The organism is Corynebacterium sp. HMSC074C11 (genome assembly GCF_001809455.1).
GTDB lineage: Bacteria > Actinomycetota > Actinomycetes > Mycobacteriales > Mycobacteriaceae > Corynebacterium > Corynebacterium amycolatum.
In genome coordinates this window covers 92,414-108,979 of record NZ_KV797740.1, presented here as the reverse complement: position 1 = coordinate 108,979, position 16,566 = coordinate 92,414, and the positions used below count along the sequence as shown (strand labels likewise).

Sequence of the window (16,566 nt, the reverse complement as noted above, 5' to 3'; positions counted from 1 at the left end):
CGTCAGCGGCTCACGCACTGGATGCGTTGTTCCCCTACTGTATGTGATTCGGCGCACTTATGGACCGTCTTTTTTCATAACCCCCAACCGCCAGCCCGGTATAGCGCCGCTCACATTTGCTATTTCATTCGCTTTACGACGAGCACCCCGCGAACAGGCCCTACCCCTCCCCGATGACCATTCGGGCATTCAATCCCGACTCCACAACCAGCTCTCCCCACCCGCCTTGACCGCAGCATCCCTCGCACTCTTTCCTCCAGCCACGAAACAACACACGCAATGGGAAAGTGTCGCGCCTCACAGGCATTTACTATTGCGACCTGCACATCAACGGCCACCAACCAATCGTGTCGCGGCAGCCTCCACCTTCAAACCAGACCATAAAAGCGAGATGGCAACCGAAGCTCTGGCCACCATCCACGAACGCTCCGGCGGGGTATTGACGGTGTAACGGCAGTGTATTTAGAAGCCCGTTTCTACCTTTACGGCCGCGATTTCGGGGGTAGCGAATCACCCCCTAAACCCCAAACACTGTTAACGACCAGCTTTGATAATTACCAAAATATAAATCACCCCAAAGTGGGGGGAACATTATTAACGGGGCCATCACAGGAAAATAACAGTACGAATGTACCGCCCGGTCACAGGCAAAAATAGCTAAAGCCAAGCTACACATTGCAATGTTTGCAAACTTCACAAGTGTTATCCGGGTTACATACTTGAATTCACATCCAGAGTTGCTTGACGAACTTAGCGCTATGCCCCAAAATGTGAGACATGGCACGCGGAAGCGGACATTGTTTTTGTTCGCGTGTTTGTGTGCAGGGGTACGGCATTTTGCTAGCACCCCCTGCATTCACGTGACACCGCGGTCACTATCGGGTCAGCATGTAGATCGGTTCTGTCGGAATTGTTCTTAAGTCAGCACCCGGAGTTCGAAAAGCAAGCAAAAGGAAGTGACTCCGTTTATGTCTAACGTTGGTAAGGCACGTACCGCCGCCGAAATCCAGAAGGATTGGGACGAGAACCCGCGCTGGGAAGGTATCACCCGCGACTACACCGCTGAGCAGGTTGCTGAGCTCCAGGGCACCGTCGTCGAGGAGAACACCCTCGCTCGCCGTGGCGCCGAGATCCTGTGGGAAGGCGTCAACGTTAAGGACGACTCCTACATCAACGCTCTGGGTGCACTGACCGGCAACATGGCCGTTCAGCAGGCTCGCGCTGGCCTGAAGGCTGTCTACCTCTCCGGTTGGCAGGTTGCTGGTGACGCTAACCTCTCCGGCCACACCTACCCGGACCAGTCCCTGTACCCGGCTAACTCCGTGCCGAACGTCGTTCGCCGCATCAACAACGCTCTGCTCCGTGCAGACGAGATTGCTCGCATCGAGGGCGACGACTCCGTCGACAACTGGCTGCTGCCGATCGTCGCTGACGGTGAGGCTGGCTTCGGTGGCGCTCTGAACGTCTACGAGCTGCAGAAGGCCATGATCAACGCTGGTGCCGCTGGTACCCACTGGGAGGACCAGCTCGCTTCCGAGAAGAAGTGTGGCCACCTGGGCGGCAAGGTCCTGATCCCGACCCAGCAGCACATCCGTACCCTGACCTCTGCTCGCCTGGCTGCTGACGTCTCCAACACCCCGACCGTCATCATCGCCCGCACCGACGCTGAGGCCGCCACCCTCATCACCTCCGATGTTGATGAGCGCGACCAGAAGTTCATCACCGGCGACCGCACCTCCGAGGGCTTCTACCACGTCCAGAACGGCCTGGAGCCGTGCATCGATCGTGCGAAGTCCTACGCTCCGTACGCTGACATGATTTGGATGGAGACCGGTACTCCGGACCTCGAGCTGGCTAAGAAGTTCGCTGAGGGCGTCAAGGCTGAGTACCCGGACCAGCTCCTGGCTTACAACTGCTCCCCGTCCTTCAACTGGTCCGCTCACCTCGAGAAGGACGAGATTGCCAAGTTCCAGAACGAGCTGGGCAAGATGGGCTTCAAGTTCCAGTTCATCACCCTGGCTGGCTTCCACGCCCTGAACTACGGCATGTTCGACCTGGCTTACGGCTACGCTCGCGAGCAGATGTCCGCATTCGTCGACCTGCAGAACCGCGAGTTCGAGGCTGCCGAGAAGCGCGGTTTCACCGCTGTCAAGCACCAGCGCGAGGTTGGCGCTGGCTACTTCGACCGCATCGCCACCACCGTCGACCCGAACTCCTCCACCACCGCCCTGAAGGGCTCCACCGAGGAGGGCCAGTTCTAAGTCACCCGGCTTAGGGCTTAGGTCTAAGACCTAGCTTCAACACCCAGCGAGGGCTGCACCTGCAGCTTTCGCTGGGTGTTTTTTGTGCGTTCATCGACGTGTCGACTCCGGGCCGTCGTGAAGCGTGCCAGAGAACCTGAGCGCCTACACACGCAAGCAAAGCTTGCAACGGTTTTCTACACAAATTCAGCAAAGCCCGCGATATGCTGGGCAGTATGTCGAAAACCTATGTCGGATCCCGCCTCCGCCAGCTCCGCCGCGAGCGCGACCTCAGCCAGGCCGCGCTCGCGCAGGCGTTGGGCCTCTCGGCTAGTTACGTCAACCAGATCGAGCACGACGTCCGCCCACTGACCGTTCCTGTTCTGCTTCGTATCACGGACACATTCGGCGTTGACGCGACTTTCTTCTCCCGCGATGACGACTCCCGCCTCCTCGCTGAGGTCCAAGATGTGGTGATGGACAAAGAGATCGCCAAGTCCCCCATGGACCTGCAGGAAATCTCGGAAATGGTCCGCGACCACCCCGACATCGCCCGCATCATGGTGGACATCCACCGCCGCTACCGCAACGTCACCGACAAACTCTCCCTGGCCACCGAAGAGCGCAACTTCGGCAACAGCACCGACACCGCCTCCGGCTCACAGGCGCTGACCATGCCACACGAGGAAGTCCGCGACTACTTCTATGCCCGCCAGAACTACATCGCTTCGGTCGACACCGCCGCCGAGGAGCTGGCTCGCGAGCTGCGCATCACCGACGAGACCACCGATGTGGTCTCTGTGCTGGCCGACAGGCTGTCCAACGACCATGGGATTCGGATTGCGCTGGAATCGTCGTTAGGCGATGTGCAGCACAGCCTTGATCGGCGGACGAAGACGCTCTACCTCGCGCGGCACCTCTCGCCGGGGCAGCGGGCCTTCCGCATGGCCACGGAGCTGGGGTTTTTGGAGCAGGGCGAGACCATTTCCGAGGCTGTCGCGTCCGGGCATTTCATGTCGGAGGAGTCGCGGAAGCTGGCGCAGCGCGGAGTCGCGACGTACTACGCGGCGGCGCTGATTCTGCCGTATGAGTCGTTCCATGCGATGGCTGAGTCGAAACGCTACGACATCGAGCTGTTGTCGCGCACTTACGGCGTGGGCTACGAGACCATCTGCCACCGACTGTCCACGATGCAACGTCCCAGCCTGCGCGGTATCCCGTGGACATTCGTGCGCGTCGACCGCGCGGGCAACATGTCCAAACGCCAATCCGCCACGGGCTTCCACTTCACGCATTCGGGCGGTACCTGCCCACTGTGGAACGTCTACGAGACCTTCTCCTATCCCGGCAAAGTCATGCGGCAGGTCGCGCTCATGCCGGATGGTCGGCCCTACATGTGGATCTCGCGGACCGTGGAACATCACGCGGCACGTTTCGGCAAGCCAGGTAAGGTTTTTGCCATCGGTTTGGGCTGCGAGGCCCGTCACGCTGAGCGCACCGTGTACGCCGATGGTCTCGATCTCGCGGACCTCGACGCCGCCACTCCGATCGGTGCCGGCTGCAGGGTCTGCTCCCGCGAGGCATGTCCGCAGCGCGCGTTCCCGCCGATTCATCGGGATATCGACATCAACATGCACCGCTCCACCGTCTCACCGTACTAATTCGCTTTACGACGGGCGCAGGGTCGGCCTGTTTGCGGGGGCTTGGTTTGCGCAGGATGCCTCAAAGAAGAAGACCCCAAAAAAGAAAGTGCTTAAGTTTATGACACTTTCGCACCGATTTTCACGGTCAAACTGTCATAAACTTAAGAACTAACTCGTATCTACCTGAGCCGGGACCAGCGAAAACTGGCCCTAGGCCAAAGCCACAACCTCTTACAGGTTAATCATCTTGCCCATAACGCCCTCGGCTGCTTCCTTCATGGCCTCGGACATGGTCGGGTGAATGTGAACGGCGCGGCCGATTTCCTCAGTGGTCAGCTCGTACTTCTCCGCCAGAACCAGCTGCGGCATAAGCTCGGAAACGTTGGCGCCCACCATGTGGCCACCCAGCAGCTCGCCGTATTCGGCATCTGCAATGAGCTTCACGAAACCAACCGGCTCCGCCAGACCCTGCGCCTTACCGTTGGCAGAGAACGGGAAGGTGGAGACCTTAATCTCGCGACCGTTCTCCTCTGCCCACTTCTTGGCCTGTGCCTCGGTCTTACCGAAGGAACCAACCTGTGGGTTACAGAAGGTTGCGCGCGGCATCATGTTGTAGTCCGGGATAGTCTCGGTCTCGTGACCCGCCATGTGCTCAGCTGCAATAACGCCCTGTGCCTCAGCGACATGTGCCAGCTGCAGCTTCATGGTGACGTCACCGATGGCGTAGATGTTATCGACGTTGGTGCGCATGTACTCGTCGATGACAATCTCGCCGCGCTCGCCCAACTCAACACCAGCCTTGTCCAGGCCGATACCCTCGGTGCGCGGTGCGAAGCCGATGGAGACCATAACGCGGTCGACGGTCAGAGTCTGCTCGTCGCCGCCATCCTTGGCCTCGACCTTGACCTCAACCGAGTCACCATTGTCCACGATGGAGGTGGTCTTGTGTCCAGTCATGAGCTTGACGCCCAGCTTCTTGTATTCCTTGGCAATAACCTTGGAGACGTCTGCGTCCTCGTTCGGTAGAACGTTGTCCATGAACTCGACGATGGTGACATCCACGCCGTAGTTGGCCAAGACGTATGCGAACTCCATACCGATGGCGCCAGCGCCGACGATAACCATGGAGTCCGGCAGCTCGTCGGAGAGAATCTGCTCTTCGTAGGAAACGATGTTGCCGCCGACCTCAACGCCCGGCAGGGAACGGACGACAGAGCCGGTCGCAATAATCGCCTTATCGAAAGTAATTTCCTTGCCTTCGTCATCGCCATCAGTGATGGCCATGGAGGTCGGGCCAGTGAATTCACCGAAACCGTTGATTTCGGTGATCTTGTTCTTCTTCATCAGGAAATGAACACCCTTGACAATGCCCGCGGACACCTTGCGCGAACGCGCGTGTGCGGCACCGAAGTCAAAGGAGACATCGCCGGAGATACCGAAGGTCTTAGCCTCATGGTTGAAAATGTGCGCCACCTCGGCGTTCTTCAACAGAGACTTGGATGGGATACAGCCAACGTTGAGGCAGACACCGCCCCAGTATTGCTTCTCCACCACAGCGGTCTTCAGACCCAGCTGGGATGCACGGATTGCTGCGACGTATCCGCCAGGACCGCCGCCGAGTACTACAAGATCAAAATGTTCAGCCACGTGCACAAGTCTACGCACGACTTGTCTTTACTTCACGCGCGAGTCCCGGTTTTACCTACTGCGGTCGGCTACGGTGGTGGGCATGGGCACCGACACGGACACCGACTTGGGCAACGATTTCTCCTTCCTCTCCACTGACCTTGTCCCCGATTGGCTGGACGATATCGACGGCTCCCAGGCGCTGACGTGGGCTCGCGCGCAGTCGGAGGCCACCGTCGCAGGCGTCGATTCGCTTGCCGACGACACCAGCGACCGCACCAACCTGGAACAACGCATCCTGACTGCGCTCAACACCGATGCCCGGATCGCGTATCCGGTGCGGCGCGGCGAGTACCTCTATAACTTCTGGCGGGATGCCGGGCATCCGCGGGGCCTGTGGCGGCGCACCTCGTTGCAGAGCTATCTGGCTGGCCAGGAAGATCCGCAGGCGACCGAGTGGGAAGTACTGATTGACCTCGATGCGCTGGCGAAAGCCGAGGGAGAAAACTGGGTCTGGAAAGGCACGGTGTGCCGTTATCCGGATTACGACCGCGCGTTAATTCTGCTCTCTCGCGGCGGCGCCGATGCCACCGTGGTGCGGGAGTTTGACCTCGTCAACTGCACTTTTGTCGAGGATGAGCCGTTCTACCTCCCGGAGGCGAAGTCCGATGTCTGTTGGTTGGGCCGTGACGAGATTCTCGCTGGCAGTGATTTTGGTCCGGGGTCACTGACGGATTCGGGCTACCCTCGGCAGGTACGTAGGTGGCGGCGCGGCATGCCGTCGTCAAGCGCGGATGTGATTTTCTCGGGCCACAGTGATGATGTGGCCGTGGGTGGCTGGTTCGACGCGACGGAGGGTTTCGAGCGGCTGTTTGTCGAGCGTGCGCATGATTTTTATAATTCGCAGCGGTTCGTGGCAGCGGAGCGTTCGGGCAAGTTGGCGGCGCAGCAGAATGGGGACTTTTCGCTGCAGATTCTGGAGGTGCCGCAGGACTGCCGGACGAGTGTCCATAGGCAGTGGCTGGTGCTGATGCCGCGCACGGAGTTCAACGGCATTCCGGCTGGTGGCGTGGCTGTTGTGGAGCTAGAAAAGTGGCTGGCGGGCTCGCGTGAGGTGGAGGTGATTTTCACCCCTGATGCGCACACGTCATTCCAGCAGCTCGCGTGGACGAAGAACTTCCTGGTGCTGACGCTGTTGGAGGATGTCGCGACGAAGTTGGTTGTCTTGCGGGAGGACTCGTGGGAGCCGGTGGAAACCTTCGTCGAGTTACCTGCACAGGCCACTGTGAGCGTGATTGATACGGCCTCTGAACGCGATGATGAGATCTGGTTGGTGTCGACCTCGGCAACGCAGCCGGCAACTCTCTGGTACGGGCAAGTCGGCAGCCCGCTCACGGAAGTGCGGCGTGCTCCGGCGCTCTTCGACAGTGAGGGGATGGAGACACGCCAGCACTGGGCGACCTCGGCCGATGGCACGCGCATTCCGTATCGCATCACCGGCCGCTTCAGCGCGGAGGCGGGCGCTGGTACAGGTGATGGCACAGGCGCGGAGACAACCACAGACACACCTGCGCCGAACCCAGCCCCTACCCTCGTGCATGCCTACGGCGGTTTCGAGGTCTCTCTGGTCCCACAGTACTCGGCGATTCGTGGGCTAACCTGGCTCGAGCGCGGCGGTTACTTCGTGGAGGCCAACCTGCGTGGTGGTGGCGAATTCGGACCGACCTGGCACTCCTCGGTGGTCAAGACTGAGCGGATGAGGGTGTATGAGGATCATCAGGCCGTGCTGCGCGACCTGGTTGAACGCGGCTACTGCACGCGCGAGCAGCTGGGCGTACGTGGCGGCTCCAACGGCGGGCTGCTGACCGCTGTCTGTCTCACTTCCTACCCGGAGTTGGTGGGCGCAGTGGTGTCCCAGGTGCCGCTGGCGGACATGATGCGCTATCACAGGCTGTCCGCGGGAGCCTCGTGGATGGCCGAGTATGGAAACCCGGACGACCCCACCGAGCGGGCTGCGATTGCGCAGTATTCGCCGGTCCAGCGCGTCGTCAAGCGAGAGCAGCGCGCCTACCCACCGGCGTTGATTACGACTTCCACCAGGGACGACCGTGTCCACCCGGCGCATGCGCGGAGCCTGGCGTGGCTGCTGGAAGAGGCGGGACAGCCGGTGGACTATCACGAAAACACAGAGGGCGGGCACGCGGGCGCAGCGGATAATTCGCAGGTCGCGTTCGTCGAGGCACTCATATCTACGTGGCTGTGGAACAAGCTCAAGTAAGGTAACAGCCGTGAGTAGCGCTGATTTCACTAATCCATATACCGGTATCGCGTTCAACCTGGGTTTCCGGGTGAACAAATACGAGCTGGACCTCGACTATCGGGTCGGGCCGAATCGTCTGAAGGCGACGGCGACTCTGCATATCGAGATCAACGCCTGGACCTCGCACATCACGCTCGACTTTGCGGATGCGCTGGGGGTCGATTCGGTGGATGCGATTTCCGATTCGCAGGCACACTCAATCGATGTGAAGCGCTGGCGCCATTCGGGTCGTAAGCTGCGCGCCACCTTTGACCGCGAGTTGGCTCCCGACGAGACGCTGCGGCTGATTGTCACTTACTCGGGCACGCCACGTCCGGTGCGCTCGAAGTGGGGCGAAATTGGCTGGGAGGAATTGGAAAACGGTGCGCTCGTGGCATCGCAGCCGGTGGGCGCGGCGTCGTGGTACCCCTGCGATGACGATCCCGAGGTCAAGGCATTCTACGAGTTCACGATGGTCACCGACGCTCCCTACGAGGTCGTCGCACCAGGGCTTGCCGACGCTCCGGTGAACGTGGGCGGATCGCGCCGCCGCTGGCGGTTTGTCACCGAGGAGCCCATGGCCTCCTACCTGGCCACCATCAATGTCGGCCAGTTTAAGAAGGTCGAGCTGCCGTGTGAAACCTCGACTGTGGTGGCCTGGGTGCCCTCTGAGCTGGTGGCCAATGCTCGCCATGACTTCCGCGATCAGGGGCGCATGCTCGATGAATTCGCCAAGCTCTTTGGCCCTTACCCCTTCCGCGCCTACCAGGTGGTCATTTGTGAGGATGACCTGGAGATCCCCATTGAAGCTCAGGGGCTTTCCATCTTCGGTGCCAACCACGCCGACGGCAAGGACACGTGGAATCGACTGATTGCTCACGAGTTGTCGCACCAGTGGTTCGGCAACAGCGTTGGCATTTCGCAGTGGCGTGATATCTGGCTCAACGAAGGGTTTGCCTGCTACTCCGAGTGGGTGTGGTCCGAGGTCAGCGGTGGTGCCAGCGCGGATGTGCACGCCCGCAAGCACTACCTGGATCTGCTTGAGGAAGAGCAGGACATCGTCATCGCCAACCCAGGGCCAAAGCTGATGTTCGACGACCGTCTGTACAAGCGCGGCGCGCTAACTGTGCACGCTCTGCGTCTGCTGCTGGGCGACGAAGTGTTCTTCGACCTGGTGCGCAAGTGGACCACCACTAACCGCCACAGTGTGGTCGATGCAGTGGACTTCCGCGCACTGGCCAACCGCGTGTGCCGTGAGCGTGGCATCACCACCTCGCACCTGGATGTCATCTTTGACTCCTGGCTGTCACGCAGCTCCTTGCCGGACTTCCCCACTGACCCAACGCGCTCCCCTGCTGACCAGGGCATCGGCGATAATGGTGCTCCAATCGTGGACGAGAAGCTGGCTGCTCAGTTTGCAAAGCTCGGCTACTCGAAGGCCAAGGATTAGAGAGCTAGAGGCCTGTCAATGTCCGGTTTCAAATGGTTGTCGCTGGCCACGATTGTCGCCGCGATAGGCAGCTTCGCGGTGCTGATTATCTCGGCCCGCGCACTTCCCAATGCAGTAAATCTGCAGTTCGTGGCGTTTTGGGGACTGTTCTTCGCGCTCACGGGTGTTCTCGGCGGGCTGATGCAGGAGACCACGCGTGCAATCGGCGCTGCGGAGTCGCGGGATCGGGAGCACGATCAGGGGCGGGAGCGGGAAGCCTCGGAAGCAGGTCAAACTCTCGGCGCTCGCCCCATCACAGTTTCCCTGGGCGTCGCCGCAGTTACTTTCATCACTATGGCAGTGACAGGTCCGCTGTGGGCCCCACTGGTCGTGCAGGATGACGCCGGCACTGCAATTCTGCTCATGGCCTGTGGCCTTGCTCTGTACTCCATGCAGGCCACCACCTCGGGTCTGCTCAGCGGCCGCCAACTGTGGGGCCCTTACGCTGCACTAATCATGATCGACATTCTCGTGCGCGTGGCGCTGGCACTCATCGCCTGGTACTTCGGCTGGGGCCTGCTGGCCTGGTTGATTATCACGGTGTTCGGCACTGTCAGTTGGCTTATTCTCGCGCTGTTTTCCTCGGCAACCCGCTCGGTCATGTTTGCGCGTGCCGACGTCCCGGTGCGCCGCTTCGTCACTCTCATGGTCACGGCCATGGGCGCATCTGGCGCATCTGCTGTGCTGGTCACAGGTTTTCCGACAATCGTGAAGATTGCCGGCGAAGCGGTCACCACTGGCGCCGGGATAGCCGAATCGCTTACCCCGCCGCATGCCAACAACTTCACCGCAGCGGTGACCATTGCGGGTATCGCCTACGCCGTAACGCTGACCCGCGCTCCGCTGCTCATGCCCTTGGAGAAGTTCCAAAACGCCATCATTGTGAGCTTTGTCCGGCATCGCTCCGAGGGCGTGCTGACAGCGCTGGCCAAGCCGTTGGGGGCGCTGGCTGCTTTCGGCACCTTCGGGGCGGGCCTGGCATGGCTCATCGGCCCGTGGATCATGACTCTCATCCTGGACGATAGCTATCATGTGTCCGGGCCGGTGCTCGCGGCGCTGACGCTCGGTGCGACGTTGACCGCCATGTTGATGATTACCGGCTCGGTCACCTTGGCAGTGGAGAAGCACCATATGTATCTGATCGGTTGGTTGGCTGCGACCACGATTGCCGTTGCCATTCTCTTCCTCCCTGGGCACCTGTCGGTACGCACGGTCGCAGCTATCGCCGTAGGCTCTGTAGTAGGTGTTGTCATTCACCTGCTTGCGCTACGCACACTTTCCCCACGTGCTGCCAGGTCAGCCGTATCGGAGGCTTTTGCGGTGGAATAACACCACCCGCATCCGATGCCCCCCCCCAAAAAAAAAGCACCGTCCATATCCCCCTGCAACTCCCAAGGTTCGAGACTCACATGTCCACCATCACTAACCTCACGGTTCTCATGACCGTCTACCACCGCGTCGTCCCCGACCAGCTCGATACTGCGCTGCAGTCGCTGTGGAACCAGACGCGTCCGGCCGCGCACGTCATTGTGGTCATCGATGGCCCGATTGGGCAGGAACTCGACCGGGTCGTCGTCAAGCATGAACAGGCGCATTCGGAGATGACAGTGCTGCGGTGTGCGGAAAATGGTGGCTCGGGAGTGGCTTCGCAGGCGGGTCTTCAGCTGGTGGAAACACCATGGGTGGCGCGGCTGGATGCGGACGATATTGCGCGTGCGGACCGATTTGAAAAGCAGTGGGACGCGCTGACCGCTGACCCGGAGTTGGATGTATTGGGCAGTGCAATGGCGGAGTTCGAGGGCACGCCGAACAATGTGGTGCGCGTGCGGACTCTGCCGCAGACGCACGCCGAAATTGCGCGTTATATCAAGATCAATTCGCCTGTAAATAACCCCTCCTCGATGCTACGCACGGCGAAGGTGCGTGAGGTCGGCGGGTATCGCGACATCCGTCTGATGGAAGACTATGACCTCTGGGTGCGCCTCATGGCCGCCGGCGCGAAGTTTGAGAATCTGCCCGAGCCGCTGGTGTACTTCCGCGCCGACGGCATGTTCGAGCGGCGGACCTCGCGCGGCATCATCCGCGGTGAACGCCAGCTCCAGCGCACGCTGGTAGCTGAGGGACTGATTTCCCGGCCGCGGGCGGTGTTTAACTTGGCGGTGCGGACACTTTTCCGACTTTTGCCAACTCAGCTCATGTCACGCGCATATCGACGATTGTTTGTGCGGTAGGCTTCGGAGCGATGACTGACAACATGGATTTCTCGGACACCTGGCTGATTGTGCCGTGCTACAACGAGGGCCAGGTTATTCGTGAGGTTCTCGAGCACGCTCGCGAGACCTTCCCCAACATTGTCGCGGTCAACGACGGCTCTTCGGATAACTCCAGCCTGGAGATCCACAGGGCCGGCGCTCACCTGGTCAACCACCCTGTCAATTTGGGTCAAGGTGCCGCTATCCAGACCGGCGTGGAATACGCTCGCGCGCAGGCTGGATCGAAGTACTTTGTCACCTTCGACGCCGATGGCCAGCACCAGGTCAAGGACGTCGTCGCTATGGTGCAGCGACTGCGCACCGAACCAATCGACATCATTGTGGGAACCCGTTTCGGCCGCCCTCGCGCCGAGGATGACCAGGTGCCGCTGATTAAGCGAATTGTCCTCAAGACGGTAGTCATGTTGTCACCACGCACGCGCCGACTCGGGCTTACCGACGCCCACAACGGCCTGCGCGCCTTCAACCGCACGGTGGCAGAGCAACTGAACCTGCGCATGAACGGCATGAGCCATGCCTCCGAATTTGTCGAGGTCATGGACAGCAGAGGCTGGCGTACCGCTGAGCAGCCGGTGGATATCCTCTACACGGAATACTCCATGTCCAAAGGGCAATCCTTGTTCAACGGTGTCAATATCCTTGCCGACTCCCTGATCTCGAAGAGGCTGCCATGACCGCATCCATCGTTCAAATTATTTTGCTGCTGGCGATGGTGGGCCTGGTGGCTTACTTCGTCGCTAACCGTCGTAAAGCGCGCGCCAAGGCGGGCGTGAAACTGGGATTCGTCGTTTTCGTCATCGCGTGCCTGTGGGCAATCGTGCGTCCCGACGATCTGACCGTGGTGGCCAACTGGATTGGTGTGAACCGAGGCACCGATTTGCTGCTCTACGTACTGGTGTTGGCGTTCGTGTTTACCACGGTGTCGTCCTACATCCGCTTCCGCGAACAGGAGCTGCGCTACGCACGACTGGCTCGTGCAGTGGCCTTGAAGACCGCTGTGCGTCCGGAAGAAGAAATTGTGATTTCGGGCAGCCAGAACAGCAGCCAAAAAGACAGCGCGACAAACGTCGAGAACAACGCTCCGTCCGACTAATCGGCACGCTAAGCGCATGTGAATCTGAGGCTGTGGTTCCATAGAAGCCATGAGCGAAGAAAATAAGGACAACATCGCCGCTGACAACAGCAACGATTCGCAGCAGCCCTCGGCAGACGCAGCGCCGCAGGGGACACAGCAGGAACCCCAGCAGGCTTCTCAGCCGGTACCCACTGAGCAGGACTTGGAGTCCTGGTCTGCCGACAGTGATGGAAAAACCAAGTCGTGGTACTCGATTCCGAACGCCGCATGGGCGCTAGCTGTCGTAGCATTGATCGTTGTCGGCGCAGCGGGCTTCTTCGCTGGCTCGCGTTCGGCTAGCTTCAACGGCGTGAGCACCGTCAACATGGCGGGCGTTGCACCAGGCAAGGGGGAAATTGCGCCTGTACCTGGCCCGAATGGCTCTTTCGACGCCAGCATCTACGGCCCAAAGGCGGGAGCGCAGCTAAAGTCCCCGGAGGATATGGACAATGTCCACCGCCGCAATGAAAATGATCCTTTTGCTCTCGGTGCAGTGGATGCGCCGGTCGTAATCTCGATCTACTCGGACTTCGAATGCCCGTTCTGCGCGAAGTTCACAAACGAAACCGAGCCTGCCCTCGTGGAAAAGTACGTCAATGAGGGACTGGTCCGCCTGGAGTGGAACGACATGGCCATCAATGGCGAGAAGGCCATCAAGGACGCTGAGGCCGGCCGTGCCGCGGCAGCTCAGGGCAAGTTCTGGGAATTCTCCCGTGCGCTGTTTAAGAAGGCCGGCGAGAAGGGCCAGGGCCACCCGGAGTTCACTGAAAAGGAACTGATTGCCGTCGCTCGTGAGGCCGGTGTGCCGGACATGAAGCGCTTTGAAAAGGAGCTTAAGGACGGCAAGTGGACCGAGGCGGTCGAGAATGCCACCCAGTTCGGTTCCATGCTGGGCATTTCCGGTACTCCAGGCTTCCTCGTTGGTACTCAGTTCGTCTCGGGCGCACAGCCTGTCGATGTGTTCGAGGACAATATCGAGCTGGCTCTCATCCACGCCAAGCGCACGGAGGAAGCTGGCAAGTAACCTGGCTGACTCGCTGCTAACTTACGCGGGCGAGTGCACGAAGCCACCCGCGCAAGTTGCGCTAGCCCTGATTCCGGAAGTACTCCACAGTACGGGCAACGCCCTCCTGAATACTCATAGCTGGCTCCCAGCCGAGTACCTCACGCGCCCGCGTGGGATCCAACGCCGACCGCGCCACATCACCAGTGCGCGGCGGTGCAAACTCTGGATTATCCTCGGCATCCGCAGCCTGCGCCACCAACGAGTGCAGCTGCCGATCCGAGGTTTCTACGCCGGTGCCAATATTAAAGCGCATTCCACCACCGACCTCGCCGGATGCGCGGTAGAAAGCATCCACCACATCGTCGACATAGACATAGTCGCGGGTATTTCCTCCGTCACCGAATACCTTGGTTGGCTCTCCCGCCAGCAGTCGCTGAGCGAAAATAGCCACCACACCGGCCTCGCCGTGCGGATCCTGCCGCGGGCCGTACACATTCGCCGGCGCGATGTGCGAGCATTCGAGCCCGTAAAGATTGCGGAACATATTCAAGTACAGTTCGCCCGTTGCCTTTGAGACGGCATAGGGGCTCATCGGATTGACCGGCACATTTTCCGTCACCGGAAGCTCCTCCGGCGTGCCGTAGATGGAACCGCCCGACGATGTAAACACAACCTTGCGGACACCGTGCTTTCGGGCCGCATCGGCAAGTTTGATTGTGCCAATGATGTTCAGCGTCGCATCTCGCACCGGGTCGGCCACGGAAATCCGCACATCAATCTGCGCTGCGAGGTGGAAAATAACCTCCGGGCCGCTTTGCTCGAGCAGCTCGTCCCAGTCCACCTCCAGCACATCGGCGGTTATGAACTCAAAATCGTCGTTAAGCGATGCCTGCTGGAGGTTTTCCAGCTTTCCGTGGGAGAGATCGTCCAGCGCCGTGACCGCGTACCCTTCAGCCAGTAGCCGGTCAACCAGCGTCGAACCGATAAATCCCGCACCACCCGTCACCAGCGCGCGCGGTTTCGCGCTTGCCGACGATTCTGTCATCGCGGTGGCCGGTGATTCGTTCTTGTGCTTCTCCATAGGAAGAACTATAGGCGCTTAGTAAGGAAAACCGCTTATACGTGTGCCAACCTCACATTGACGGGGTTGATTAGTCTCCCGAGGAATGCGAGATTACTCAGCGCGCTGTGGCAGGTTGACAGTGGAATTGAAGAAAATAACCAAGCCCATCAGGATGGCGATGACCATACCGCCACCGAGCATGACCGGGTAGGTCATCCAGGAGATGGACTCGGAGAGCTTGGTCAGAATTGCCGGGAATGCGAAGCCAATGTAGGTCAGGCAGTAGAAGATACCGGTCAGACCAGCCATATCGCGTGGGCCAGCGATGCGCTGTACCTCGTTGAGGCCGGTAAACATGGACAGACCGTAGCCGGCGCCCAACACCAGCGCTGCAATGAACGCCGTCACTGCGGTGGGGTTGGTGGACATCCATGCGGCCATTCCCATGCCGATAACCACGATGCCAATTGCGATTAGCGAACCGCGGGCGTTGTGCTCGGTCACAAAGCGTGGACCAATCTGCTGAATACCAAAACCGCAGAGTAGCGCGAACAGTGTGACCATCGCGGAGTAGAACACTGGCTGGGAGACGTGGTCCTGCAGCAACGACGGAATGATTGCGTAGGCAACACCGGCTGCACCGAAGACCCACGGAGCTCCCATCGCGGCGACGAGCAGGAAGCGACGGTTAGTTACCGAAGGGGTACGCAGGGACTCCAAGAGCGTCTCGCGTGGAGCGTTGCTGCCGCCCAGGTGCGGCGACTGGCGGGTCTCCGGCACAGCCAATAGACCGAAGATTGTCGGGATAGAAATCAGGATGTGGATGATATAAGCCAGCTGCCCCGGCAGCGGTGCGAACTGCGCTAGCGTGCCGGCAATTCCCGCACCCAGACCAAAGTCCAAGGTCAGAGCCATGGACTGACGCTTCGCGCCCGAGGTTGACTTGGCCTTGGGGTCAAAGCGCGGATCGGAGAGCTCCTTTACCCACGAGCCGCCCACGGCCATGACAATGCCGACTGCCAAGCCAGAGATAAAGCGACCAGTGAGGATAAGCGGGGCGGTAGTCTCGCCCAACGCAATAAGAGTCGACCCCAGAATCGAGAGAACCGGCGCGGCGAGCATCACCGGCTTACGGCCGATACGGTCCGAGATTGGGCCAGAAATCAGCAGTGCCGGCGCGATGCCGAGGGCGTAGACCAGCAATAGAAGGTCAATGAACACCGGCGCCAGGTCGGCATTTTCGCGGTACATCACCATCAGCGGCGTGAATTCGTTGCCACCCCACGCGACGGCGAAAACTGCAATTGCGGCGAGCAACCACAACGGCGTGCCCTTATTGGATTTGGCCCTGCCGTGAGGTACCTCATTTTCATTGCCGTTAGTTCCTGCGTGAGAAGACATGTCGTTTACTTTACGACGGTCCCCAGCGCCTTACGCACAATGGTGGAAATTTAAGCCACCGGAACTAACCACAAGAGGTGTGCCGAGGGAGCTTCAGCGCTTGGCACTACCACCGCCCCAAAATGCCCCTGAAACCTGGGGCTCACACCCCCGTCTCGGGGTGGCATGTTGCCGACCTTGCTTCCCTGCCCCATCCGGGGGCAGTGCCCTTTTCGACACTACATCGTTATTGTTCTGTTACTTTTTCCGTACCTTGAGCCACTTTTGCCACATCATTCACACAACTTCTGAATATATAATTACAAATTAGTTCAATGTGGGGGTAGTCGAACAGCTATAAAACGCAGATTTCCCCTATTTAAGACAATCTCACGCCTAGACGCCCACTAGGTCGCGCAAATTGAGCCAGAAA

12 protein-coding genes are annotated in these 16,566 nt (G+C 59.8%); 9 read left to right on the top strand and 3 right to left on the bottom strand.

Annotated features, from left to right (window positions below; all coding sequences use genetic code 11):
- Positions 1–968 precede the first annotated feature (968 nt).
- Together aceA and ramB are read left to right on the top strand one after the other, a co-directional pair.
- Complete coding sequence (aceA, locus tag HMPREF2614_RS08775; protein WP_038627503.1) at positions 969–2,261, top strand: isocitrate lyase; 1,293 nt, start codon at positions 969–971, stop codon at positions 2,259–2,261.
- A 215-nt stretch (positions 2,262–2,476) separates the two neighbouring features.
- A complete protein-coding gene (gene ramB, locus HMPREF2614_RS08770) occupies positions 2,477–3,901 on the top strand; it encodes an acetate metabolism transcriptional regulator RamB (RefSeq protein ID WP_038629316.1) in 1,425 nt (474 codons plus the stop codon).
- Between the two features lie 213 nt (positions 3,902–4,114).
- On the opposite strand, the gene lpdA is transcribed toward ramB, so the two are convergent.
- Positions 4,115–5,530, bottom strand: a complete 1,416-nt coding sequence (gene lpdA / locus HMPREF2614_RS08765) for a dihydrolipoyl dehydrogenase (protein WP_038629314.1) — start codon at positions 5,528–5,530, stop codon at positions 4,115–4,117.
- Between the two features lie 82 nt (positions 5,531–5,612).
- Here lpdA and HMPREF2614_RS08760 point away from each other — a divergent pair, with 82 nt between their 5' ends.
- The 7 genes from HMPREF2614_RS08760 to HMPREF2614_RS08730 all read left to right on the top strand — a co-directional run bounded on the left by HMPREF2614_RS08760 (position 5,613) and on the right by HMPREF2614_RS08730 (position 13,708).
- Positions 5,613–7,787: a prolyl oligopeptidase family serine peptidase gene (locus HMPREF2614_RS08760; RefSeq protein WP_083300224.1), complete on the top strand. Its 2,175-nt coding sequence runs from the start codon at positions 5,613–5,615 to the stop codon at positions 7,785–7,787.
- A gap of 10 nt (positions 7,788–7,797) precedes the next feature.
- The gene (locus HMPREF2614_RS08755; RefSeq protein WP_070560736.1) at positions 7,798–9,258 is read left to right on the top strand and encodes a M1 family metallopeptidase; all 1,461 of its coding nucleotides are present in this window, start codon (positions 7,798–7,800) and stop codon (positions 9,256–9,258) included.
- An 18-nt stretch (positions 9,259–9,276) separates the two neighbouring features.
- On the top strand, positions 9,277–10,626 hold the full coding sequence (locus tag HMPREF2614_RS08750) for a lipopolysaccharide biosynthesis protein (RefSeq protein WP_070560734.1): 1,350 nt from the start codon (positions 9,277–9,279) through the stop codon (positions 10,624–10,626).
- A gap of 80 nt (positions 10,627–10,706) precedes the next feature.
- Positions 10,707–11,528 carry a glycosyltransferase gene (locus HMPREF2614_RS08745; protein ID WP_048732306.1) on the top strand — a complete coding sequence of 274 codons (822 nt, stop codon included), beginning with the start codon at positions 10,707–10,709 and terminating at the stop codon, positions 11,526–11,528.
- Positions 11,529–11,551: 23 nt separating this feature from the next.
- Positions 11,552–12,244: a glycosyltransferase family 2 protein gene (locus HMPREF2614_RS08740; RefSeq protein ID WP_038629309.1), complete on the top strand. Its 693-nt coding sequence runs from the start codon at positions 11,552–11,554 to the stop codon at positions 12,242–12,244.
- Entirely contained in the window at positions 12,241–12,663 is a 423-nt protein-coding gene (locus tag HMPREF2614_RS08735; RefSeq protein WP_038627495.1) for a DUF2304 domain-containing protein, read from the top strand. The genes HMPREF2614_RS08740 and HMPREF2614_RS08735 overlap by 4 nt, the downstream gene beginning before the upstream one ends.
- Before the next feature lie 49 nt (positions 12,664–12,712).
- Entirely contained in the window at positions 12,713–13,708 is a 996-nt protein-coding gene (locus HMPREF2614_RS08730) for a DsbA family protein (protein ID WP_070560731.1), read from the top strand.
- Between the two features lie 61 nt (positions 13,709–13,769).
- Here the strand turns inward: HMPREF2614_RS08730 and HMPREF2614_RS08725 are convergent, their stop codons facing one another.
- Positions 13,770–14,735: a GDP-mannose 4,6-dehydratase gene (locus HMPREF2614_RS08725; protein WP_070560996.1), complete on the bottom strand. Its 966-nt coding sequence runs from the start codon at positions 14,733–14,735 to the stop codon at positions 13,770–13,772.
- 129 nt (positions 14,736–14,864) lie between these two features.
- Positions 14,865–16,154, bottom strand: a complete 1,290-nt coding sequence (locus HMPREF2614_RS08720) for an MFS transporter (RefSeq protein ID WP_070560729.1) — start codon at positions 16,152–16,154, stop codon at positions 14,865–14,867.
- Between the last annotated feature and the right edge of the window lie 412 nt (positions 16,155–16,566).

Coding starts and splice junctions, on each gene's coding strand:
- aceA (WP_038627503.1), top strand. CDS start 969: ATGTCTAACGTTGGTAAGGCACGTACCGCCGCCGAAATCCAGAAGGAT.
- ramB (WP_038629316.1), top strand. CDS start 2,477: ATGTCGAAAACCTATGTCGGATCCCGCCTCCGCCAGCTCCGCCGCGAG.
- HMPREF2614_RS08760 (WP_083300224.1), top strand. CDS start 5,613: ATGGGCACCGACACGGACACCGACTTGGGCAACGATTTCTCCTTCCTC.
- HMPREF2614_RS08750 (WP_070560734.1), top strand. CDS start 9,277: ATGTCCGGTTTCAAATGGTTGTCGCTGGCCACGATTGTCGCCGCGATA.
- HMPREF2614_RS08745 (WP_048732306.1), top strand. CDS start 10,707: ATGTCCACCATCACTAACCTCACGGTTCTCATGACCGTCTACCACCGC.
- HMPREF2614_RS08740 (WP_038629309.1), top strand. CDS start 11,552: ATGGATTTCTCGGACACCTGGCTGATTGTGCCGTGCTACAACGAGGGC.
- HMPREF2614_RS08735 (WP_038627495.1), top strand. CDS start 12,241: ATGACCGCATCCATCGTTCAAATTATTTTGCTGCTGGCGATGGTGGGC.
- HMPREF2614_RS08730 (WP_070560731.1), top strand. CDS start 12,713: ATGAGCGAAGAAAATAAGGACAACATCGCCGCTGACAACAGCAACGAT.
- HMPREF2614_RS08725 (WP_070560996.1), bottom strand. CDS start 14,735: ATGACAGAATCGTCGGCAAGCGCGAAACCGCGCGCGCTGGTGACGGGT.
- HMPREF2614_RS08720 (WP_070560729.1), bottom strand. CDS start 16,154: ATGTCTTCTCACGCAGGAACTAACGGCAATGAAAATGAGGTACCTCAC.